26 protein-coding genes are annotated in these 23,925 nt (G+C 29.9%); 17 read left to right on the forward strand and 9 right to left on the reverse strand.

Annotated elements, in window-relative coordinates; genetic code table 4:
- Positions 1-11: 11 nt before the first annotated feature.
- Together T385_RS0102980 and T385_RS0102985 are read right to left on the reverse strand one after the other, a co-directional pair.
- On the reverse strand, positions 12-419 hold the full coding sequence (locus tag T385_RS0102980) for a hypothetical protein (protein ID WP_029906406.1): 408 nt from the start codon (positions 417-419) through the stop codon (positions 12-14).
- A gap of 265 nt (positions 420-684) precedes the next feature.
- Entirely contained in the window at positions 685-2,529 is a 1,845-nt protein-coding gene (locus tag T385_RS0102985) for a ribonuclease J (RefSeq protein WP_029906408.1), read from the reverse strand.
- A gap of 101 nt (positions 2,530-2,630) precedes the next feature.
- Here T385_RS0102985 and hprK point away from each other — a divergent pair, with 101 nt between their 5' ends.
- The 3 genes from hprK (at position 2,631) to rpmB (ending at position 4,925) form a co-directional block, all read left to right on the forward strand.
- Positions 2,631-3,569, forward strand: a complete 939-nt coding sequence (hprK, locus tag T385_RS0102990; protein WP_029906410.1) for an HPr(Ser) kinase/phosphatase — start codon at positions 2,631-2,633, stop codon at positions 3,567-3,569.
- Positions 3,562-4,536, forward strand: a complete 975-nt coding sequence (gene lgt / locus T385_RS0102995) for a prolipoprotein diacylglyceryl transferase (protein ID WP_029906412.1) — start codon at positions 3,562-3,564, stop codon at positions 4,534-4,536. The genes hprK and lgt overlap by 8 nt, the downstream gene beginning before the upstream one ends.
- A 194-nt stretch (positions 4,537-4,730) precedes the next feature.
- Positions 4,731-4,925, forward strand: a complete 195-nt coding sequence (rpmB, locus tag T385_RS0103000; protein ID WP_029906414.1) for a 50S ribosomal protein L28 — start codon at positions 4,731-4,733, stop codon at positions 4,923-4,925.
- A 43-nt stretch (positions 4,926-4,968) separates the two neighbouring features.
- On the opposite strand, the gene T385_RS0103005 is transcribed toward rpmB, so the two are convergent.
- The 5 genes from T385_RS0103005 to parE form a co-directional block, all read right to left on the reverse strand.
- Complete coding sequence (locus tag T385_RS0103005; RefSeq protein ID WP_029906416.1) at positions 4,969-5,544, reverse strand: thymidine kinase; 576 nt, start codon at positions 5,542-5,544, stop codon at positions 4,969-4,971.
- A 31-nt stretch (positions 5,545-5,575) separates the two neighbouring features.
- Entirely contained in the window at positions 5,576-6,223 is a 648-nt protein-coding gene (locus T385_RS0103010; RefSeq protein ID WP_029906418.1) for a deoxynucleoside kinase, read from the reverse strand.
- On the reverse strand, positions 6,223-6,894 hold the full coding sequence (locus tag T385_RS0103015) for a deoxynucleoside kinase (RefSeq protein WP_029906420.1): 672 nt from the start codon (positions 6,892-6,894) through the stop codon (positions 6,223-6,225). The genes T385_RS0103010 and T385_RS0103015 overlap by 1 nt, the downstream gene beginning before the upstream one ends.
- 267 nt (positions 6,895-7,161) lie before the next feature.
- Complete coding sequence (gene parC / locus T385_RS0103020) at positions 7,162-9,738, reverse strand: DNA topoisomerase IV subunit A (protein WP_029906422.1); 2,577 nt, start codon at positions 9,736-9,738, stop codon at positions 7,162-7,164.
- On the reverse strand, positions 9,731-11,668 hold the full coding sequence (parE, locus tag T385_RS0103025; RefSeq protein WP_029906424.1) for a DNA topoisomerase IV subunit B: 1,938 nt from the start codon (positions 11,666-11,668) through the stop codon (positions 9,731-9,733). The genes parC and parE overlap by 8 nt, the downstream gene beginning before the upstream one ends.
- A gap of 99 nt (positions 11,669-11,767) precedes the next feature.
- Here parE and T385_RS0103030 point away from each other — a divergent pair, with 99 nt between their 5' ends.
- The 7 genes from T385_RS0103030 to T385_RS0103060 all read left to right on the forward strand — a co-directional run bounded on the left by T385_RS0103030 (position 11,768) and on the right by T385_RS0103060 (position 15,991).
- Positions 11,768-13,009, forward strand: a complete 1,242-nt coding sequence (locus T385_RS0103030) for a class I tRNA ligase family protein (protein ID WP_029906426.1) — start codon at positions 11,768-11,770, stop codon at positions 13,007-13,009.
- A gap of 39 nt (positions 13,010-13,048) precedes the next feature.
- Positions 13,049-13,753, forward strand: coding sequence for a 23S rRNA (guanosine(2251)-2'-O)-methyltransferase RlmB (rlmB, locus tag T385_RS0103035; RefSeq protein WP_029906428.1), 705 nt, complete (start codon positions 13,049-13,051; stop codon positions 13,751-13,753).
- On the forward strand, positions 13,731-14,342 hold the full coding sequence (locus T385_RS0103040) for a hypothetical protein (RefSeq protein ID WP_029906430.1): 612 nt from the start codon (positions 13,731-13,733) through the stop codon (positions 14,340-14,342). The genes rlmB and T385_RS0103040 overlap by 23 nt, the downstream gene beginning before the upstream one ends.
- Positions 14,343-14,466: 124 nt before the next feature.
- A complete protein-coding gene (gene rpmG, locus T385_RS03645) occupies positions 14,467-14,571 on the forward strand; it encodes a 50S ribosomal protein L33 (protein WP_408633463.1) in 105 nt (34 codons plus the stop codon).
- Positions 14,571-14,780 (forward strand): preprotein translocase subunit SecE, encoded by a 210-nt coding sequence (locus T385_RS0103045; protein WP_029906432.1) that lies wholly within the window; start codon positions 14,571-14,573, stop codon positions 14,778-14,780. Before rpmG ends, T385_RS0103045 begins: the two co-directional genes overlap by 1 nt.
- A 12-nt stretch (positions 14,781-14,792) precedes the next feature.
- Complete coding sequence (nusG, locus tag T385_RS0103050) at positions 14,793-15,398, forward strand: transcription termination/antitermination protein NusG (RefSeq protein ID WP_029906434.1); 606 nt, start codon at positions 14,793-14,795, stop codon at positions 15,396-15,398.
- 101 nt (positions 15,399-15,499) lie between these two features.
- The gene (locus T385_RS0103060) at positions 15,500-15,991 is read left to right on the forward strand and encodes a deoxycytidylate deaminase (protein ID WP_029906436.1); all 492 of its coding nucleotides are present in this window, start codon (positions 15,500-15,502) and stop codon (positions 15,989-15,991) included.
- 40 nt (positions 15,992-16,031) lie between these two features.
- Here the strand turns inward: T385_RS0103060 and serS are convergent, their stop codons facing one another.
- Positions 16,032-17,306 carry a serine--tRNA ligase gene (gene serS, locus T385_RS0103065; RefSeq protein ID WP_029906438.1) on the reverse strand — a complete coding sequence of 425 codons (1,275 nt, stop codon included), beginning with the start codon at positions 17,304-17,306 and terminating at the stop codon, positions 16,032-16,034.
- 124 nt (positions 17,307-17,430) lie between these two features.
- Between serS and rpmH the strand changes: the two genes are divergently transcribed.
- From rpmH to T385_RS0103100, 7 genes are all read left to right on the forward strand, one after another.
- Positions 17,431-17,580, forward strand: a complete 150-nt coding sequence (gene rpmH / locus T385_RS0103070; RefSeq protein WP_029906440.1) for a 50S ribosomal protein L34 — start codon at positions 17,431-17,433, stop codon at positions 17,578-17,580.
- A gap of 21 nt (positions 17,581-17,601) precedes the next feature.
- Positions 17,602-17,946 carry a ribonuclease P protein component gene (gene rnpA, locus T385_RS0103075; protein ID WP_029906442.1) on the forward strand — a complete coding sequence of 115 codons (345 nt, stop codon included), beginning with the start codon at positions 17,602-17,604 and terminating at the stop codon, positions 17,944-17,946.
- Positions 17,918-19,843: a membrane protein insertase YidC gene (yidC, locus tag T385_RS0103080; RefSeq protein WP_029906444.1), complete on the forward strand. Its 1,926-nt coding sequence runs from the start codon at positions 17,918-17,920 to the stop codon at positions 19,841-19,843. The genes rnpA and yidC overlap by 29 nt, the downstream gene beginning before the upstream one ends.
- Positions 19,844-19,971: 128 nt before the next feature.
- Entirely contained in the window at positions 19,972-20,952 is a 981-nt protein-coding gene (locus T385_RS0103085) for a lipoate--protein ligase (protein WP_029906446.1), read from the forward strand.
- Position 20,953: 1 nt separating this feature from the next.
- A complete protein-coding gene (locus tag T385_RS0103090; protein WP_029906448.1) occupies positions 20,954-21,787 on the forward strand; it encodes an alpha/beta fold hydrolase in 834 nt (277 codons plus the stop codon).
- Positions 21,787-22,512, forward strand: coding sequence for a hypothetical protein (locus T385_RS0103095; protein ID WP_029906450.1), 726 nt, complete (start codon positions 21,787-21,789; stop codon positions 22,510-22,512). The genes T385_RS0103090 and T385_RS0103095 overlap by 1 nt, the downstream gene beginning before the upstream one ends.
- Positions 22,513-22,555: 43 nt before the next feature.
- A complete protein-coding gene (locus tag T385_RS0103100; protein WP_029906452.1) occupies positions 22,556-23,536 on the forward strand; it encodes an aspartate--ammonia ligase in 981 nt (326 codons plus the stop codon).
- A 70-nt stretch (positions 23,537-23,606) separates the two neighbouring features.
- Here T385_RS0103100 and T385_RS03520 read toward each other — a convergent pair.
- The coding region (locus T385_RS03520; protein WP_036450864.1) for an IS3 family transposase at positions 23,607-23,925 on the reverse strand (319 nt) is incomplete at its 5' end.

Here is a 23,925-nt window from a genome sequence, read left to right on the forward strand (position 1 = left end):
CTAATAATTAGTTATTTATTTTCCATATTAAGCTTTTTAACTGATAAAGCTACTCATGAACCAATCAAGGTGAAAATAGATGGTAAGATTGGTCAAATGAAGAATCCAATAACAGCTAAGGTATAAGTTGATTTAAAAGCTTTGTGTTTTTTTGCCGATTTAACAAAAACAATTTGAACAATAAATGTAATTATTATTGAAATAATGATGGCAGCTAGTAAGATATAGAAACCAACCACAATTCCTGTAGGTTCTTTATGAAGTGCTTCATAAAATGCCTTAATGCTTTCATGTTTGTCTACAAAAATAATATCGTAGATATGTGTTGCATAGATATAAACGAATGAGGCTAAGATTAATAATAAAGTGAACAATGTTCAAATTATTCAGTTCACCGCTTTGTTTTTAACTAATGTCATAGTTATCTCCTATGTGTTTTATTTGTGATTAAAATATATAGTATTTTCTTAAATAAAATATTAAAAATTGTACATACATAATAATTTTTAATTATTTTTTAAGAATTTTCAAAATTTTTTAAAAATATATTCACTTACTTTTATATCTTATTTAATGTATGGAATATTGTAAATTTCTAATTATATTTATGTGCAATATAGACAAAATTTAATATTCATTCAAATTAAAGCTTTATTCTTTATAAGTCTATGGAGTTATTTTTATTTATTCTTCATCTTTTTCATCGATATCAAACTCTAATTCGGCTTGGTCACCAAAAACGTCTTCGTTCACACTGTCCAATAAATCTTTAACTGCTTTTGCTTTTTTAGGATCTACCTTTGTAGCGAATTGAACTTTTGAATTTTCAAATGCCTCATCGTTTTGTTCATCAGTGAAAATTATTGTAGGAATAACTACTGGATTTCTTCTTTTAGCCCTGTAGAAGAACGATTCTAGACGATCCACTATTAGTTGTTTTAACTCTATAATGTTAATGTCACCTTCAGTATTTTTTATGTAATATAAAGCTGCACCATTGGCAACTCGTCTAGCTTCTTCAATTAATGCTAGAGAATTTTTTACATAAAATGCACCGCGACTAACTATTATAGGACGTCCAATTATTGTTCGTGTTTTTTTATCGATAACAAAATTTATATTTACAAATCCATTTTCTGATAATTTTATTCTATCTTTAACTATTGATGCATTAACATTTAATGTTTTTAAGCCATCAATATAAATTGGACCAAAATCGATAAATTCATCTGTAGCATAGACTTTTTGGTCAACCATATTATAAACTCTTCCCATTTCGGGAATGATAACATTATTAGGATCTACTCCATTTCTAACAGCACTATCACCATGCACCATAGACATTCGATATTCACCGTGAACAGGCATGAAAAAAGATGGTTTGCTTAATTGAAAAATTTTATCATGTTCATGTTTATAAGCGTGCCCTGATGTATGCAAGTAACCATCAACACCATTTTCCTTTATTACGGCCCCTAATTTCGCTAATCTATTGACTAAAAGCTCAATGACCATTCTATTACCTGGAATTGGACTTGAAGAGAAAATAATCATATCATTTTTATTGATTTTAATACTTTGGTGCTTACCATAAGACATTCTCGACAATGCAGCTAATTGTTCACCTTGGCTACCTGTAGTTAAAATTAATAAATCTTTTTCTGGAACATTTGCAACGTCTTTTTTATCAACGAAAACGCTGCTATCGACATTTATATAGCCTAATTTACGTCCAATTTTAATTCCTTGAACCATTGAACGACCAAAAACAGCAACCTTTTTCTTTAGTTTTGCAGCTAATTCGATAATAGCCGTTACTCTGGTTAAATTTGACGCAAACGCCGTGATTATAGTCTTTTTAGTTGCTTGTACAATGTATTTTTCAATGTCCTTTAAGATGTCATTTTCGCTCGGAGAATGAAAAGGACGCATAGCGTTTGTTGAATCGCTTAATAAAATCGTTACACCCTCTTCGCCCATTTGTTTTATCTTTGTAAAGTCAGTAAAAATTTGTCCAATTGGATTATAATCAAACCTAAAGTCACCGGTGTAAAGTAAAGCTCCATTAGGAGTTCTAACTCTAATACCAAATGCATCGGGTATTGAATGCTGCGCAGTTCAATAATCGACAACAATATCACCAAAACGGTGAACATCAGATTTTTGGTGCTCGATAAATTCGATTTTTTGATTTATCTTATTCTCATCAAATTTAAGCTTCAAGTATTGAATTGCAATTCTCGGTGCATATATTTTTTTAATAGGAACTTGCTTAACTAAATGCACAACTCCACCAATATGGTCTTCGTGTCCATGGCTAATAAAGAGGCCTTCTATTTTTTTCTTTTTATCCTGTAAATAAGAGTAATCAGGAATAATTCCCTTGATTCCTGATTGTGCTGTATCAGCAAATTTTATACCTGCATCAATAATTAAAATTTGGTCACCATGCTCCATTAAAATGGTTGATTTTCCAATTTCTTGTACACCACCAATTGGAATAATTTTTGTAGGAATTTTATTTGACATATCTTCCTTTCTTAACATATCATTATAAAAAATAAATAAGAATCTAGCTGAAGTTATTTTAGCACACATTAATATCTTTAATATATAATTTAATTTATATTATGGCTAAAAATAAAGAAATACTAGTAACTAAAATAATTAAGAAATTCAACCTTGACATAATTAATAAGGATTTCATTACAGAATTCCATAGTATATATGAGCCCGCAATAAAGCGTGTAGGTTTAGAATTAGCTGGAGTAAAAACTGCTCGACTATACAATAGAAATATTATTTGTTGAGGAACCAATGAAAGCGTATACCTTGAACAAGCAGGAGAACAGGATGCATTAGCTAAGATCGAAAATATTTTGACCCAAGTTCCACCGCTTATGATCCTTTCTAAAGGAGTAAGCGAAAAAGTTAAAGAATGAGTATTAAAAATAGCTAATAAATATATTATTCCCGTTAACTTTTCTAAAATGTCAACCTCACAAGTTGTTACTTCAATCGGGACTTATCTAAGTGATTATTTTGCAAATCAAGAGATGGTTCACGGTTCGTTAGTTTCGGTTGGTGGTGTTGGAGTCTTAATTGTAGGTGAAAGTGGATCTGGTAAATCAGAAGCAACTTTAGACTTAGTTCAACGGGGCAATATTTTTATTAGTGACGACAGTGTTTTAATCAAACAAATAGGATCAAACTTTTACGGTACAAGTCCAGAAATAACAAAAGATTTTATTGAAGTACGTGGAATTGGTCTGATCGATGTTAAATTCACTTATGGAATTAGATCAGTTACCGAAGGTAGCGTGATACATTTAGTTGTTGAATTAGTTACAATTAAGGATAATACATTTCATAATTTTGACCGTTTATGTATTGAATATCAAAAATATCCAATCTTAAACGGGAGCATCAGAAAGATCCAAATACCTGTAAAACAGGGTTTTTCGGCTGCATCATTAATAGAAGCGGCTGTAAGTTCTTATCTTGCTAAAAAAGAAGGATTAGATATAATAAGAGAAATTAATCGTCGGAAGGGTGGTGAAAATGCTTAATGAGCAAAATTATAAATTTCATTTTGAAAGCGGAATTCCAGCAGGCACGCCAGGTATTTTATTTCGAATTGGTAGCTTTTCTGTTTATACATATTCAATAACTTTACTTTTTGGTTTCTTAGCTGCGATTTTAACTGTTGTACTTTTTTGGCAACGTGAAAAATATAAATGAGAATATTTATATAGCCTTATTTTGCTAACTGTTCCGTGTTCATTAATTGGAGCTCGTCTATGAGACTTAGTAGAAGAGGCAATTTATAATCCAAATTATAATTGAAAACGTTGATACGCTATTTGAGAAGGTGGATTATCAATTCAAGGTGGAGTTATTCTTTCCGTAATAGTTGATTTAATTTATATTTACAATAAGCGACATGAAGTTGATATTCGTAAAGTTGTAGACATTATTATCCCAACAATTTTAATTGGGCAAGTTATAGGTCGTTGAGGTAACTATGCAAACCATGAGATTTTCGGTAAGGTCGATTGAACAGGTAGATCTGTAGAGATTTTTGGAGAAAGTTTTGCCCAAAACTTCTTCATTAATGATGCTATTTCTGATAAATATGGAGTCGCCGGATTATACCGTTATCCATTATTCTTATATGAAGGAATAGCCAATTTCACAGGTTACTTAATTATTGTTTGAGTTATTAACTTGATGAGATTATTAAAACCAGGCTCATCAGCATCACTATACTTTATTTGATATGGTCTAGTTCGTTTATCTCTTGAACCACTACGTGAAAGTTCATTCATTATTTACCAAATAGCTGCAGGATTGTTTATTGCTCTTGGCGCATTATGATTAATTTCATTCCAATTTTTCCCAAAAGTTCACTATGCAAGAAGATGAGAAAAATATACATTTGTATACACAATGCTTCATTGGGATCAATATCTTGAACATGTTAAAGCCACAACCTTTATAGGAAAAAGAAAGGTTGAACGTCTAGCTTACGTATAAAATAATTTTGAAAAAGACAATTACTTTTAATCTGTCTTTTTTATATTTCAATTTTTTTTGTTTACAAAAAGGCAGTACAACAGTATTTTTGGTAAAAAAACTATACTTAAATGTTTATTTTCAAATATTTACAATATTTTTTTTTAATGCTATAATTAAAGCACTTTTTAAGAAACATACTGAAAGGAGTGATTATGGCAAGATACGATCAAATAACTGGAAAAGGTCCTATGGTTGGTAACTTACGTTCACACGCAATGAATGCAACAAAACGTAGATTTAACGTTAACTTACAAAAAATGGTTATCAATGTTGGCGGTCGTAAAGTTACACTTAGAGTTAGTGCAAAAACTGCTAAGACCCTTAAAAAAGGTAAAATCATCCTTTAGTGCTTTTTTTCAATTAATAAAATGTTGCCTTAAGCAACATTTTTTATTTTAATTTTTCTTTAGATTTTTCGCCATTTATGTGGCATTGTCTACATCTAGCCTCATACTCTTCATCCCCTAAATAATTCAAATCGTCGACTAAAACCTTACGAAATGAAAATCCAGCTGGTGATTTACATATCACGCAAACAGCCTTTAATTTTTGAACCTCATCAGCCATAGCGATCACTTTAGGTGCGATACCAAAAGGCTTGCGTAAGTAATCTAAATCCAACCCTGAAATAATTATATTAACATCATTAACCAATAACTCCTCAAGCACCTCTGGCAAATCATTATCAAAAAAATTCATCTCATCAATTACAATAGCTTTATATTTTTTATTTCAAAGCTGCAAAATTTCCTTCGAGCTATTGACCGTTTTTGCTTTAATTCTTGCTCCTGTTCGGCTCACCAGCTCAGTCTCGCTAAATCTTTTGTCAAAACTTGGCTTGATAACTAATGTCTCAACTTCTGCTCATTTAAGAGTATTTATTCTTTTTAAAAGTTCTTCTGTTTTCCCTGAAAACATTGGACCTGTTATGACTTCTAGTCAATTTTGAATTTTTCCTCTATGCATTTTTTCCTTTATCTACAATATTTTTAGTTAATTATTTTTTAAAATTATTAATTATATCAACAGCTTCATTAAGAATCTGACCTTCTGATTTATCATCGCCGTTGATTATAAAATAAGGTATATTGTAATCATTCATTAAACGAATATATGTGCTTTTATATATTTTATGTAGTTCCTTAAAGTACTCTTCGTTCTCTTTATAGTTTTCTATCTCGCTTTGTCTTCCTCTTTTTAAGATTCTAGTTTTAAAGGTATCAAAGTTTATATCAATAAATATAGCTAAATTAGGGTTTTCTTCTTCGCTAACTAAATATTTAAAAAGTTTTTCAAAACCTTTTAAATATTTCTCAGGCTTATTTTTTAAGGTTACAATTGCAAATATATAGTGCTCTAAGTTGAACCTATCTAAGAAAATATGATATTTATCGTGATTTAATCCTTTTTCATCAAACTTTTTCAAGCAGTCCTGAAATGAATTTGAGAGGCTTTCAATAATAAAGGATTGAAATCCTAAATCAATATTTGGCTTTTTTTCATATAATCACTTTAGAAATGTATTAAAAACTTGATCATCAGCTTCGAATTCTTCTAATAAAATTGAGTTTTCATAGTGTTTATTCAACGCTTTGGATAGAGTGCTTTTCCCACTCCCTATCATTCCACTTATACCAATAACCATTATTTGTTGTATCTTTCTTTTTTTGAAAAGTCAAAATTATCAATAATTTCTACAGCTTTTTTAAAAACTTCTATTTCAGTCATATTATTTGTATCTATTATGACATAGTCCATATTAAATTTTTTAGCTTGAATTTCAAAAGTTTCTTTGTAAGCTTTATGAAGCGTTCTGAAATATTCTTCGTTTAGAGCATAATTTTCAGTTTCTACTTCTCTACCTCTAGAAAAAAGTCTATTTTTAAATGTCTCAAAACTCATATCTAGGAAAATAGCTAAATCCGGTGTTTCATCTTTAGTAATGATTTCATTAAACATAGCATCATAACCTTTTAAATACTTTTCATCTTTAGATTTTAAAATTACACTAGCAAAAATGTAGTGCTCAATACTAAATCTATCAATAAAAACATGGTTTTCTGAGTGTTTTTTACCTTTCTTTGTAAATTCTTCTAATAATTCAGATAGTTTCGTTGAATGAGATTCCACAACATAAGACTGAAAACCAATTGTTAAATTTGGTGTTTTATTGTAAAGCCATTCAAGAAATTGATTAAAAACTTCATCGTTTTCATCAAATTCTTTTAACATCATTGAGTTTGTATAGTGATTTAATAATTTCTTTGTTAAAACGCTTTTACCGCTGCCTATCATACCACTTATGCCTATTAACATAATTCACCCCTTAAATTTTTTTTAATTATATAAAAATGATTCATCGAAACTAAAAAGTGAATATTTTCTAAGATAAATAATAAAATAAAAAAATTTAAACTGTACATTACCATAATTACTATAGATAAGTCTTTTTTTTATAATGCAAAAAAATAAAAATAAGTTTGGAATTTGATAAAAAATTTTATTTTCTTAATTTTAATTTTCATAGTTTTTTATGACTATAAGCAAAAATAAAAATTGCCTTGTTTGGCAATTTAAAATTTATTATTTTTTAAACTTTGCAAGAATGCTATCAATATCCAAGTCCAAAATGCTTTCTGTTGTTTTTTTATTTTCTTCCAGTATCCTTTCTTCACTTTGTGTTGGCTTTTCATAGCTTACTTCTTCAACTTTAGTCTCTTGGTTGTCTGTACTCATATTTGCAAATAAGAACATTTGGATAGTGTCGGATTTTTTAGCCTTTTTAAATCCTTCCTCTTTAGTGGTTAATGGATAATCTGCTATTTTTTCATTATAAATATCATTTGCATCATTTATCGAAAATAACTGTGCTACAGAATTATTGGCAACAACTTCATTGATAATCATTTGATTAAATTTATTGCTCATAAATACTGGTTTACCACGATTTTTCCGACCTATTTTAATTACTTGGTTTACTTTTAAACGTTTTAAAAATTTGTTATTAGCTAACATAACTATTTCATCATCATTATTAACAGGAACGAAGGCCGAAACTTTATCTGACGAAGCAATTCCCGATGAAATCGTTCCATTGCTTTTTGTGCCATAAACTTGAATTTCAGTTTCAGGATAAAGTGAAGCTAAACCTTTTTCACTAATAACAAAAATATCTTTATATCCGTTACTAATTTTTGCTGAAACTAGCGTATCTCCCTTTTTTAAGCCAATTGCTGTAAATGTTTTATTAGCTCTTTGCACTTCAAAATCGCTTAACAATGTACGTTTTGCTTGGCCTTTACTACTCATTAAAATTATATAATTATTGATTTTGAAATCAGTTACGTTAACTACTGAAACAAATTCTTCCCCCGGTTCCATAGCTACTAAACTTGAAATGTGTAAGCCGTTTTCTTTTCACTTGCTTTCAGGAATTTTATACACTGGAATTTGTGCATAATTACCAAAATTAGTAAACAACAATAGCTGATTAATAGTATTATTTTCTGCAAAATAAATTAACTGATCATCTTCTTTTATTCCAAAATTAATTAAGGAATTTGAATCATATGTTTTTTTATTAAACCTCTTTAAATAGCCGCTTTTCGTAACGGAAACATAAGCGACTTCACTTTTAATAAGTTCCGATTCTTCAATTTTTATATGCATTTCTTCATCAAGAATTTCTGTTTTTCTTGGTGTGGCAAATTCTCTTTTAATTTCACTTAAAATGCTTATTAAAAATTTATTAAATTCGCCCTCATCATTTAAATAAAGTTTACATAGAGCAATATTTTTCAACAATTCTTCTTTTTCTAATAAAAAAGCTTCTTTATCAGTTCTTGATAATTTATATAATCTTAATTCTGCAATTGCAGTTGCTTGATTTAAGGTGAAATCAAAACTTTTAATTAAATTTTGAATTACTCCGTTCTTGGAATCGTAGCTTTCACGTATTACTTTTATAACTGCATCTGTAATCTCACTAACTTTAATGAATCCGTCGACAATTTCTAAGCGAGTTTCATATTTAGCTAAGTCAAAAAGTAATGTTTTTTTCTTAACATCTTTAATATGCTTAATGTATTCATCTAGTAAATTTTGCAAGCTTAATAATCTTGGCGAATTTTCTAAAATTGCCACGTTATTGTAAGAATAGTATATTTTTAACTCTGTTTTTTGGAAAAGATAATTTAAAATGGCATCGGTGTTTGCATCTTTCTCGCATGTTATTAAAATACTAATACCATTACGGTCACTTTGATCCTTGATTTCTAATAAACCATTAATTGAATTAGTGCTAATTTTTGTATCAATATCATGCACAAGTTTATTTTTAATCACTCCATATGGAATTTCTAATATTTCAATAAATTTATTTTTATTGTCTTTAAAAGTTCTGTATTTGCTTGCTAAAGTGATACGACCTCTTCCGCGTTCAAATGATTCATAAATGCCTTTAGAGCCATAAATAACGCCACCGGTTGGAAAATCTGGGCCTTTTATAATTTTCATTAATTTTTCCAAGGTAAGTGCTGGATTTTTAATTTTAGCTATAGCGCCATCTAAAACTTCACCTAAATTATGCGGGGGCATTTCTGTAGCAAACCCTGATGCTATACCTTTTGCTCCATTAATTAATAAGTTTGGAATCATTGAAGGTAGAACAACTGGTTCTATTTCACTATCATCAAAATTGGGTGCAAATTTAACAGTGTTCTTTTTGATATCACCTAATACTAGCTCACTAATTTTAGCTAATCTGGCCTCAGTATAACGCATTGCTGCCGCTGGATCATCATCAATAGAACCAATATTACCATGCATCTCAACTAAAGTATGACCCATTTTTCAATCTTGAGCCATTCTCACTAAAGCTTCATAAATAGAACTATCACCATGCGGGTGATATTTACCAATAACGTCACCAACCACACGAGCCGATTTTTTATAAGGTTTATTAAATTGCAAACCTAAATTAAACATTGAAAACAAAATTCTTCTTTGTACAGGTTTTAACCCGTCTCTAACATCTGGAAGCGCGCGCTGTTGGATGATATATTTAGAATAGCGACTAAATCGATCAGCCATAATCGAGTCAAGATTTTCTGCGATAATCTTATCAATAAACTCATTGATTTTATTTGTTGTCTTACTCATCTATACCTCTAATTTCAGTTAAATAATCATCTTCCATTGAAAATTCCACGTTTTTATTAATTCATTCTTTTCTTGGCTCAACATTGTCTCCCATTAAAGTTGAAACTCTTCTTTCAACTAAAGCTGCGTCTTCAATTTTAACTTGTATTAATGTTCTAGTTTGCGGATTCATTGTAGTTTCTCAAAGTTGATCTGGATTCATTTCGCCGAGCCCTTTATAACGCTGAATATCTGCGTTTTTAAATGAGTTTAACTTTAAGTGGCTTCTAAGTTCATTTTCATCTCAAGCATATAAAATTTGTTTTTTAGAACCTGTAGAAGTTAGCTTATATAATGGAGGCATAGCAATATAAATCATACCTCTTTCAATTAATTGACGCATCTGTCTGAAGAAGAAAGTGAGTAATAATATTTGAATATGAGCGCCATCGGTATCGGCGTCTGTCATAATAACGATTTTGCCGTATTCTGCTTTCTTATAGTCAAATTCGTCACCAACACCAGCACCTATTGTATTAATAATTGTTGAAATTTCTTCGTTTTTTAGAATTTCAAATAAGCGAGCTTTTTCTGTATTTATCACTTTACCACGAAGTGGCAAAATTGCTTGTGTTCTACGATCTCGGCCAAGTTTAGCCGAACCACCGGCACTATCTCCCTCAACTAAAAATAATTCTTTTTCTTCAGCTTTTTTTGATTGTGCAGGAGTTAATTTTCCAGATAAAACTACTCTTTCTTTTAATGCATTTTTGGTACTTCTCGCTTCTTGCCGTGCTTTACGAGCGGCAACTCTTGACTCAGCTGCTTTGCGAATTTTTTCTAATATTTTTTTAGCTATTTGTCTATTTTCATTTATCCATTGGCGTACGCACTTACTTACAATTTCCTCGACTACAGGCTTAGCCTCTGGTGTACCTAATTTATCTTTGGTTTGGCTTACAAACTCTAAGAATTTTTCAGGAATCTTTAAACTTAGAATTATGGTTAAACCTTCACGAATATCTTCTCCATCAAGTGAATTCTTGCCTTTTACAGCCTTTTCCTCAACGGCAAAATCATTAAAAATTTTAGTCAATGCTGTTTTTAAACCGGCCTCATGAGTTCCACCATCTTTTGTTTTAACATTATTTACAAATGAAAGCAAGGTTTCATTATAGCTGTCTGTGTATTGCATACCAACTTCGACTTCAATTTCTTTTCTTGACTCTTTAAAATAAATAATTGGAGAAATAACATTTTTAGAATCATTTATAAATTCAACAAATGCTTGCAAGCCATTTTCAAATTTATATTCAGCTTTTTTGCCGGTGTTATAGTCATCTAAGGTTATTTTTAATCCGCCAATTAAAAAACAACTTTCCCTTAGTCTTTCTGCTATAACCTCAAAATTAAACTTAGCATTCTTAAATGTTTCATAATTTGGCCAGAATTCAACCTTAGTTCCTTTTTTGTTTGTTTTTCCAATAGCTTTTGTACGTTGAACTATTTTTGAGCCACCTTGCTCAAAAATAGTTTCATAAATTTGGCCCTCCCTCATTATCGTTGCTATTAATTTATCGCTTAATGCATTTACCACAGAAGAACCAACACCATGGAGACCACCACTAGTTTTATATGCACCTTCATTGAATTTTCCACCAGCATGAAGTTCCGTAAACACTAATTCTACAGCACTTTTACCACTTTTTGTTTTACCGACCGGTATGCCTCTGCCATTGTCAGAAACAATAACGCTTCCCTCTTTTGTTAAAACAACATTAATCTCATTTGCATATCCCGCTAATGCTTCGTCAATAGAATTATCCACAATCTCTCAAATTAAGTGATGTAGGCCATTAACATCTGTAGAACCAATATACATTCCAGGTCTTTTTCTTACCGCTTCTAATCCAACTAATTGTTGGATACTTGACTCGTCATATTTTTGCATCATATAAATATATTACATTATTTATTTAAGTAAAATAGTAAGATAAATTAAAAGTATTAATTTTCATTTTATTAAGCATAAAATATTTATAATTGAATTATGCTTAAAATATATGTTTGCGGTCCAACCGTTTATAATGATGTTCACATTGGTAATATGAGGCCAATTTTATCTTTTGATTTTATTATGAAAGCTCATCGTTTCTTAGGTCATGAATACAAATTCATTAATAATATTACGGATATAGATGATAAAATTATTAATCGAGCAAAAGACGAAAACGTCAGTGAAACAGTGATTTCAGAAAAATATACAGCTGGATACTTAGAATTATTAGAGCAATTAAGTATTGATACAATTACCCATATAGAAAAAGTTACAGACAATATCGATGAAATCGAAAGATATATAGCCTTTTTAGTAAAAAAAGAATCTGCTTATGTTGATGGTGTAAATGTTTGATTTGATGTAAAGAAAAATATCAATTTCTACGGCGAAGTGTCCGGGCAAAAACTATCCAAAATGGAATTTTCGGAACAATCTAATCTTAAGCGCTTTGAAGCAGATTTCGCATTGTGAAAGGATACTGTTGACGGAGTAAAATATCCTTCGCGATTTGGTCATGGAAGACCCGGCTGACACACTGAATGTGTAGCTTTAATTAATAAGCATTTTGGATCAGAAGGTGTTGATATTCATGGGGGTGGAACTGATTTAACATTCCCACACCATGAAAACGAAAATATTCAACATAGAGCTCTTTTTGGAAAGCCATTGGCTAAAAAATGACTTCGTTGTGGCCAAATTATGTTTAAAGGCGAAAAAATGTCTAAATCTCTTGGTAATATTATTTGAGCTAAGGATTTTATCAAAGAACATGGCAGCGAGGTTTTTCGAACCATAATCTTAAACACAAATATGTTAGCCCCTGTTGATATTAATGATTCTATTTTAAATAATGCCAAAAACACTGTAAATAAATATAAAAAGTTAATTTTTAGCTTCATCACAAAATATCAAGATAATTTTATAGATAACCCATTATTAACTAATGAAGACAAAGAAATTTGCGAAATAATAAACCCCCTAACTGACCACAATTTCAGTGAATTTAACTTTAGATTTAATGGATTAATCAAAAAATACAATATTAGCCCATCAATTTTAATAGCTAAACAAATATATACAATCTTAAATATCATTTTACCTAAATTAGCTGTCCTACAGCCATATTTAAAACAGTTGCCAACTTATTTTGAATGACAAAACATGGTTTTGTCTAAAAATTATGAAGCTGCAGATATATTGAGAAGTAAATTAATGGAACTAAATCTAATTTAGGAAAAAATAGGAAAAAAATAGATTTTTGGAGTTTTATATATGAAACAATTATTTATGTGTGGAAAAAATACGGTACTTGATGCTATAAGAAACAAAATAAAAATTAATTGCATTTACGTTACACCTAATTTTTCACACACAACAGAAATGCTAAATTCTGTTTCTTGTCGCGTTGTAAGCAAAGAAAAACAGTTTCTGGATGCATTAACCAATAATGACAACCATCAGGGAATTGTGGCTGAATTAACAAATTTTCCAATTTATCCTTTAGAAGCAATGAATAAACATAGGCCTGAAACTATTTTAGTTTTAGATCATATTCAAGATGTCCATAATTTTGGGGCAATTATTCGAACAGCCAATATTTTTGGTATAGACACTATAATCTTCCCAAAAGATAGAGCGGCCGACATTAATTCAACAGTTCTCAAAATTTCATCTGGTGGTTTTCTTGGAATTAAATTTATAAAAGTTTCAAATATTGCAACTGCATTAAGAAAATTAAAAGATTGATCATATTGAATTTATTCAACAACTTTAAGTGAAAAATCACAAAGTATTTCAAATGTAAAATTTAATAAACCTGCTGTTATTGTTGTTGGAAATGAAGAAAAAGGTATCTCAAAAGCTGTTGAAAAAGAATCTGATTGTTTAATACATATTCCACAATTCGGTTCTGTGCAATCATTAAACGTTTCAGTTGCGACCGGCATTGTCCTTTATGAGGCAACAAGAAAAATTTAAAATTAGTTCATTTTTTAATTGAGATTATTCTCAAAAAAACCAAAATATCGCTTATTTTATAAATAGCATTCCTAAAAAATATTGTGCTTATTTTTTTCATATAATTTTTGGCGAATCAATTCGTCAAGATATAAAGTTTTGACTTTTTAAAAACCAACCTTTTTGCTTAGATGATGAAGATTTATATAATAATTTTTTATCAATGGCACATGAAATTTGTTCGAAATTTTCATATAACCATGGTAGCGCCTCTTTTAAAACATATATTAAAAATAGTATTAAATTTTTCGTTTTTTCTGAATTCAAAAAGCTTCAAAAGAAGCAATTAAAATTCGAAACATCTTTCTATAGACAATTAGAACATGAGGAATTTATTGATAAAAGTTCCTTGCAGCAAATCAACCGTACCATAGCGCTTTTGGACAAAAAATTATTTTTATCATTTTTAAATAAAAAAAATCCTGAGTTGCTAAAAAAACTAAACCTAGTTTTAGATGAAAATAAACGTAGGTTTATGTCTGCACAACTACAAAATAAAATAATACAATCTTTTAAAAATAAATTTAATTATTTCTATAATGAAAAATAGAAAGATTATGTAAAATATAACAAAGTGCCTTGGGCACTTTTTCAAATGGAGTTTATTAAAATAAATATATAATAGTTTTATGGAAAAAAGAAAAGTAACACTGTGCTGCGAAAATTGTTTAAGAATGAATTATGTAACGAATAAAAGCAGAGGAAATGAGCAAAGATTGGTAATGAATAAATTTTGTTCATATTGTAGAGCTAAGACACTTCACAAGGAGGAAAAATAATGACAAAGGTTGAAAAAGTAAAAAATAAAAAACGTAAATATTGAATTAGACGTTTTGTGAAAGAAATTAAACGTGTTCGTTATCCTTCTCAAAAGACTAATTGAGTTTCATTTGCTCAAATACTAATTTTTGCAGTTATTTTTACTGCTGTTGTTACAATTTTTTCAACATTAGTGTCACTTTTATGAAATGTAATTGGAGTTAAATAATTGGAGGTTTTTATGGATAAAAAATATTTATGATATATGGTTAGCACCATCACTGGCAAAGAAGATCAAGTTGTAGAATCATTAAAAAATAGAATTATTTCAGAGCAAGTTGAAGAATCTTTTGATATGGATGCAACGGAAGATGGAGCATTCAAAATATTTAAAAAACCAGTTTTAACACCAAAAGAAGCTGCTAAAAAATTAAATGGTGAACCATATAAAATTAAATGAGCAAATATGTATAGTGGATATATTTTTATTCATATGGATATGACCGATAGGGCTTGATATGTGGTTCGTAATACACAATATGTAACCGGTTTGATTGGTTCTTCTGGTAAGGGGGCTAAACCTACACCTGTTCCTCTTTTAGAAATTAAAAAAAGCTTTAGACAAGAGCAAAAAATTAGAGAGGACTTCGAAGCCGGTCGTAACGAAACAACATTTAAGGTTGGCGAAATAGTTGAAATTAATAATGGACCTTTTATTGGCAACGAAGGAAAAGTCATCCACGTTGATGAAAAAAATCAAAGAGCAACCGTTGAAATCGAATACTATGGTAGAAAAACCCCAACAGATTTTGAATATAAAGTTATAAAAAGCAAGGAAAATGAATAGTGTTTGGCACTATTTTTTTATAAAAATATTTAAAAGCCTTGGAACTAAAAACACCATAAAACAAGTATTTAAGAAACAAGATAAAATAATATAATTTTTTTATGAAAAAAGATGCATTATATTGAGACGGATATTTTATGGCTTTAGCTAAAGTATCCGCATTAAGAAGCAAGGATCCATCAACAAGAGTTGGCGCTTGCATAGTAAATGAAGATAAAAGGGTAATTTCACTTGGATATAACGGCATGCCTAAAGGTATTGATGATTCATTCCCTTGAGAAAGAGAAGGGGAGGATAGTTCAAAAACTAAATATGCCTATGTTATCCATGCTGAAATGAACGCAATCTTAAATAACCACCAGTCATTAAAAGGTTGCACCTTATATACCTCGCTTTTCCCTTGCTCTAATTGTGCAAAAACTGTTGCGCAATCAGGTATAGAAAAAGTTATCTATGAAGACGATAAATATACTGGAACTCTTGATGATGATATTGCAAGAAAAATTTTAACAACTGCTGGAATAAAATTTGAAAAAATTAGCATTCCAACTGATGTTTCAATAAACGTTGGCGATGAACAACATCATATCTAAAAACACTGTGGTACAATAAAAAAAGGCAAATTGCCTTTTTTTATTGTTTAGTTATTTTTTTAATTCCCATATATGGAATTAAAGCTTTAGGAACTGAAACAGAACCTTCTTCTTCGTTGTAATAATTTTCTAAAATTGCAGCAATTAAACGATCAATTGCAACTCCCGAGGCATTCATTGTGTGAGCATATTGGCTCTCTCCATTTTCATCTTTATACCTTATCATTGCTCTGCGCGATTGAAAATCACCCATATGTGAGATTGAAGAAATTTCTCTAAATTGAATATCGCTTGGTAATCAAACTTCTAAATCAATAGTTTTATGCGATGAAAAACCTAAATCGCCTGTACAAAGCATTAGCTCCCTAAAAGGAATTTCTAAAATTTTTAATGCTTTTGTAGCTTGCTCTCAAAGTTGTTTAAATTCAGCCTCAGCGTCTTTAATAGAACAAATTTTTACTAACTCAACTTTTTTAAATTGGTGTAATCTTATTATTCCTTTAGTATCTTTTCCGCCACTACCCGCTTCGGATCTGAAACATTCTGTAAAGGCTGTAAAACGTAATGGATTGGTTAAATCTATAATTTCATTATTATAAATATTTGTCAATGGAACTTCTGCTGTTGGTATTAAATATCATTCACCATTGTTAACCTCATATAAGTCTTCTTTGAATTTGGGTAATTGTCCAGTTCCATATAAAATATTAGGCTTGTTTAGCACAGGAACTGAATATTCGATGTATCCGTCTTTTTCATGTAAATCAAGCAAAAAGTTTTGAATGGCGCGTGCCAATTTTGCTCCATATCCTTTGTATAAAACAAAACGCGAACCAGCTAATTTAACACCTCTTTCTGTGTCCAAAATGCCTAATTCATTAGCAATTTCGTAATGGTGTTTGTTGTGTCGAACTAATCCTCTCCCTAATTTATCATGAGTTTTTAAAACTTTATTTTCGTTTTCATCCGCTCCAACAATAACATCCTCGGCCGGGATATTTGGCAACATATTTAGTAGTTCATCGATTCTATTCGTGTTTAACTCTGCTTTTTCTTGTAATTTGTTAAATTCAGCCTTAATAGTTGCACTTTTTGACTTAATTTCATTTAACTTTGCTGGATTATTTTTAAAACTTCCAAATAATTTGCTAATTTTACCGAGCTCAGATTTTTTTTGTTGTGCTTCATACATTAAAGTTCCTCGTTCGGTAGCTAAATCATAAAGTTCATCGAATAATTTAGCATCAACTCCTTTGTTAATCAATCCTTGGCGATATAAATTTTTATTTGCTAGTATTGCTTTAAGATTCAACATAGATCCTCCTAATGTTATATTTTACATCTTTATATATTTAAATTTAATATATACTATTGTACTTTATTTTTTATTATATAATAGCACTTGAGTTAAAGCACAAAACCATCAATAAGGAGGAACAATGAGTATCAGAACATACCAACCCAACAAAAGAAAACATATTAAAGTTCATGGCTTCCGTGCAAGAATGGCTACTGCTAATGGTCGTAAAGTCTTAGCAGCGCGTCGTGCAAAAGGAAGAAAGAGATTGACTGTTTCAGACGCTAAATAATTTTCAAATAGTGAGTTTTAAATGAAAAAGATCTATCGTTTAAGAAAAAATTGAGAGTTCGCAAACATTATGGAAACAAACCATCAAGTTCTTAACCGGCACTTGATAATTTATTTTTTACCTGCTAAAGAACTTAAAGTGGGTATTGTTACGCCAAAAAAGTTTTGTAATGCGGTATTAAGAAATTATTACAAAAGGCAAATGAAATCAATTATTCACGATCTCAATATTTATAACTGAAAATTCCATATGGTTGTAATCTTGCGTAAAGATTTTTTAAATTTAGAATTTGCAAAGAAAAAAAATATAGTTAAAAACTTATTAGAGACAATTGAAAATGAATCAAACAAGGTCAGAAAAATTTAACTTTTTTAATAGTGGAACGCCAGGGTCAACCAATAAAAAAGAAAAATCAAAAAAAACATGAAAACGAATCTGGTTTTGAATAAAAGTAGTCATCTATGTCCTTTTATTTGCTCTAACTTTAACAGGCTGTGTTCAGTCGTTTGTGATTAGAAGTTCAAGTTTTACTGGTGCAGGAACTGAATTTTATACAAGCAAAGAAAAAATTGCTCCTTTAGTTGCTTCTTACCAAAAATCAACAAAAAGCAAATCATCATGCCCTTCTACTGACGGCAAAAAAGCCACAAAACACAATGTTAAATTAAAAGATGGACAATTTATTTCATATGAATACAATACTGACATCAACTATCATTTAGCATATAAAAATTTCAAAGATGAATTAGAGGCATTACAAAAACAAACAAAGGCTGATGACGGAGAATATGGAAAAATTAAATCAACCAACTCAGCTATACAATTCGTTAATGAAAAACAAGAATTAGAAAATAAAAATCAACCTATTTATGCACTTGGCGAAGGTGCACAAAAACGTTACTTATATTTAAACTCAACATCAACTAAATACACAAGTATTTATAACCAAAACTATAGCAATATCCAAACTATAGACAGTAACTTTAAGTTCGAAAACCTTTTCTACTATGATAAGTTAACTGACACTTATCGAAAACAAGGTCATAACTACATTATTGTAAGCAAATTTAAAGATAGTGAAAATAAAGACCAAGAAAAGGCTTATCACGTTAAATCTGTTGGAGTTTTCTTTAAACCAGAATTAGCGGCTAATAACCCTTCATTAATTTATGCTCGAGATATTTTGGAAACTTTATACAAGAAAACTTTCGTCGAAAATACCTATTACACAGATGTTTTGGGAACACCAGAAGAAATTAACAAATTAATTAAAGGTGTTGCTGATGGAAATGTTTATCAGCTTTCGCCTGATAAATATCATGCTTTAAATAATTACATTACAACTTTAAATGCATATTTAAAAAATGTTGGATTTGAACAACTTAAAGCTAACCCAGACAAAACTTCGTTTGGTCATGAATTTACCAAATTAGATAGTAAATTGCCACATTCGGAAGCTGAACAAATAGCATTCTATAGTTATAAATCTGTTTTTCCATATGGTCCATTCTTCTGGATATTCTCATATCCAATTGGTTTCTTAACTGCTTCTCTTCGTGAAAATGCTGCAGATGCAGGTGGTTGAACCACAGTTGGTGCCTTAGTATTAGCTGTTTTAATAACTCGTATAATTGTTTTAGCTTTCACTTGAAAGGCAACAGTTACTCAATCAAGACAAGAAGACTTGCGTGTTAAAAAAGCGAAAATTGATGCTAAATACGCAGAATTCCAAAACAATAAACAAATGAAGCAACGTCAACAAATGGAAATTCAGGAACTTTATAAAAAGCATGGAGTAAATCCATTTGATTCGTTCTTATCAATCTTGATCGCCTTCCCTGTTTTCTTTGCTATGTGGCGGGTTATTCAATCAATCCCTGAAATGAAATCAACCCACTGGTTGGGAATGAGTTTCTCAGCCACATCATATAAACAATTATTTAATGGTGAATGGCAGTATTTATGAATACTAATTGTTTCCGCAGTTGTTCAAGTTCTTTCACAATTTATGCCTAGAATTTTAACTTACAAAAAAGCTAAACAGCGTACAACAGTGGAAGAAAAAGCCGCAATGCGCAAAAGCAACAGAATGCAATATATTATGATGGTTATGTTTGTATTTATGTCTGTAGCATTCTCTTGTGGTGTTCAAGTTTATTGAATCTTAACTTCAACATGACAAATTATTCAGACAATCACAATTCATTACATCAAGAGATCAGATTGATTTAGAAAAAAATACGCCGTTAAACCAATTTTATAGCAAGCTAGCTTGCTATTTTTTTAAACCTAGAAAACAAAAAAATATTAAAAAACTCCATTTTTACAAGCTATAAATATAAAAAAATAATAAAATAATAATAATTAAAAAATCATTAAGGAGAATATAAAATGAAAATCTTTAGAGTTAAAGAAACAAGTCCATACATCACTTTGCCTATTGAAAATCTAATGGCTAATGACCCTGATTTAACCGGTGATATTTTGCTCATTTATCAACACGATAATGCCATAATTATTGGTAATAACCAAAACGCATATGAAGAAATTAATCGCCAATATGTTCAAGAAAAACAAATTAAATTAGCCCGTAGATTATCTGGTGGTGGAGCAGTTTACCACGATTTAGGAAATATTAACTTTAGTTTCATTACTGACTATGATCATAAGGGAGGTTATGAAAAATTCTTAGCTCCAATTATCGATTTCTTGCGTTCACTAGGCTTAAATGCTGAATTTCATGGACGTAATGACGTTCATGTTAACGGTTGCAAAATTAGTGGAAATGCTCAATATTTGGCTAAAAATAGAATAATAAGCCACGGAACCCTACTTTTCGATGTTGATTTAACTAAGCTTTCATTAGCTTTAAACCCAGCTAAAATCAAATATGAATCACGTGGTATTCAATCGATTAGATCCCATGTAACCAATATTTTAGATGAGTTAAAAGAGAAAATTAGCGCAGAAGAATTCATCACCAAACTTATTAATTATTTTGTTAGTCACGCTAATGGTGAATTTTTGGAAATTCCATATGCAAAATATGAAACAAAATTAAAAGAATTAACAGAAAAATTTTCAAAAGATGATTGAATTTTTAATAGAGCAGCTACTTTTACCTTCCAAAATGGAGCAAAATTCCCTGGAGGTGTTGTGGTTGTTAAAGGAAATATTGAAGAAGGCGAAATTAAAGAGTTAGTCTTTGAAGGCGACTTCTTATCGAAAAAAAATATTCACGACATTGAAGGATTGTTTAAAAATGTTCCCCTTAGGGAAACTAATTTGAGAGAAATTTTTGAGAAATTTGATTTCGAAAACTACTTTGGCACAGTCACAAAAGATGAAATTATTGAGTTGTTATTAGGATAGAATGTTTAAAAAGAAAATAGAAATAAATGGTGAGATAATTAACTATATTGGTGAATTTGAAAATTCCAATTTACCAATTCTATTGTTTTTTCATGGTTTCGGGGATGACAGCCAAAGGGCTTTAAGTTTATTCCCAATCAAAAGAAATTTTCAAATTTTTGCTATAGATTTTCCTGGTTGTGGAGAGAGTTCAAACATTACTAAAACTCCTATGCTACAGCATTTTCAAGAAACTGCGTCGTTATTTATTCAAGAAGTTTTTAAAGACAAAAATATTTATATAATGACTCACTCGATGGGTTTATATAGTGGTCTTTACTGCAATAAAACTTTAAAAAATATTAAACATATATTCCTTGTGGCTCCTCCTTTAACTATAAAAGTTTTAAATGATGAAGAAAAACAAATGGTAATCAATATTATGCTTCCTAAAGATGGTTTATCTTTTTTGAAAACATATGAATTACTTTTTAGCGAGGAAGAAAGGAAATCATCATTTTCATCTGAAACAAAAAATAGACTACTCAATACTCCTAAAATCTTCTTTGAAGAGAGGTCAAGAAAATTCAGTAGAATGTTGACAACAGAACTAATGGATAGTGTTAAAGTATCCAAATTTATGCAAAAATATTTGAAAAATACTTCTAATTGCACAGTTTTTTTAAGTAAGCAAGATAATTTCACAAATTACAGCGAAGATATTCATTTGCTTAAAAAATATAAGATTGATTTTATTGAATTAAATGATCTTGGGCACGCTATGTTTTATAAAGGTGCAGCACGAATTTGTAAATTCGTTAATTTTATGATTATTAAAAAAGAGGGAATGTACTAATGTGGCTTTACAATTTATTTAATTTAAATAATGACTCAAAAGGTACTGTAGCGCTCGTTTTCGGTGTTATTGCTATTTTTACAACCGCTTTTATTGGGTTGCCTCAACTTATTGTGCTTCTTAAAAACAAAAAAACATCTGCAAATACACCTTATTATTCTTATTGAATTTTTTATGTAGGTTTAATTGGTTGAATTTTTATTGGTTCATATGATTATTCAGACCCAAAATTATTAGCTTCAGCATATACAAATATTATAGCTGGCCTAATTTACACCTTAACTATGATTTTTCTTTATAGATATTCAACTGGAAAACGAAGAAAATTCTGATATATTCCCCTAATTATTACCGTAGCAATCACTCTAACATCTTCGATATTGGCGATTATAGGTATAGTTTACGAATTCCATATGAATGAAAAAATATTCACAGTTGTAATTCAAATTGTTCCGGTTGTTACCACTTTATCATTTTTCCCTCATTTAATTAAAGGCTTCCAAAATAAAAAATTTGATGGTATTTCTGAATGAATGTGTGGATTATTTATAACAACAAATGTGTTTTGAAATTGCTATTGATTCTCAATGGTGGCTATAAAAGGGTTGACTCCCGCTTTGATTTCAACCATAATATGGCAAACATTTTCATTATTAATTTATGCATCAATACTTTTTGGAATTATTAAATATCAACCAAAAAAACATAAAAGTTTAAAAAAATAACTATAATATATTCCTAACTGGAATATTTTTTTATGGAGGAAATATGTATAAAAGCAAATTATCAATAAAAGAAACTCAGCTAGCCATACAAAATTTAAAATTTTATTTTACTAAGCGATTAAATAAAAACTTAAATTTAGTTCGAGTATCAGCTCCATTATTTGTTACCTCTGAATCCAAGATAAACGATGGTTTGAACGGTGAAACCCCCGTGCTTTTTTTACCTCCGGCTCTTAATAAGCAAGTGGAAATAGTTCACTCTTTAGCCAAATGAAAAAGAACTGCGCTAAAAAAATATAATTTTAATTTATATGAGGGAATATGGACGGATATGAATGCTATTCGCCAGCACGAGGTTCTTGATAATACTCATAGTATTTATGTCGATCAATGAGATTGAGAAATGATAATTGACAAAAATGACCGTACTACAGCATTTTTGGAAAAAATTGTTGATAAAATTTATTCATCTATTTTAGAAGTTGAATCCAAAATTATTAGTGAGTTCCCGACCTTAAAATCTAAACTACCTAAAAAACTTTTTTACATTTCTACAAATGAACTGGAAAAAAAATATCCGGACTTGTCCCCTGAACAAAGAGAAGATGAAATAGTAAAAAAACATAAAGCTGTTTTTATAAGTGAAATCGGATTTAATTTAAAAAATGGAAAACCACATTCTAGCCGTGCTTTTGACTACGATGACTGGCTATTAAACGGTGATCTAATCTTCTATGACGAATTAAATGATCGTAATATTGAAATATCATCAATGGGAATCAGAGTTAATCGAGAATCATTGTTAAATCAAGCTAAATTTAAAAATATAGATCCAATTGCTTTTTCATCATACCACATGCAAATTTTGAACAATGAATTGCCTCTCACTATCGGCGGAGGAATCGGTCAAAGCCGACTATGTATGTACATTTTAGAAAAAAAACATATTGGCGAAGTGCAGGCTAGTTTGTGGCCAGATGAAGTAATTGAATCATGTGCCAAAGAGAATATTAATATTTTGTAGATCTTGAATTTGAAATTAAAAAACACAAAAAAATGATATGTACCCAGAATCCTGGACACATATTTATTAACTAGGCAACAACACAAATGGATGTTTTCCTGTATTTTACAGGAGGCATCCATTTTGTTTTTGCCTGAATTCTTTTATTGTTATAATAATCCATATATTCATCTACAGCTTTTGAAAAAGATTGGAAAGATTCAAAGTCTTTTTCAAAACCATAATACATCTCATTTTTCATTCTACCAAAGAAAGTCTCCATAATACAATTGTCATAACAGTTTCCCTTTCTAGACATTGATTGAATAATCCCTTTTTCTTTTAATCTGCTTCTGTAATAAGCATGTTGATACTGTCACCCTTGATCAGAGTGAAATATTAAGCCTTCA

Source organism: Mycoplasmopsis opalescens ATCC 27921 (genome assembly GCF_000712185.1).
Taxonomy (GTDB): domain Bacteria; phylum Bacillota_I; class Bacilli_A; order Mycoplasmatales; family Metamycoplasmataceae; genus Mycoplasmopsis; species Mycoplasmopsis opalescens.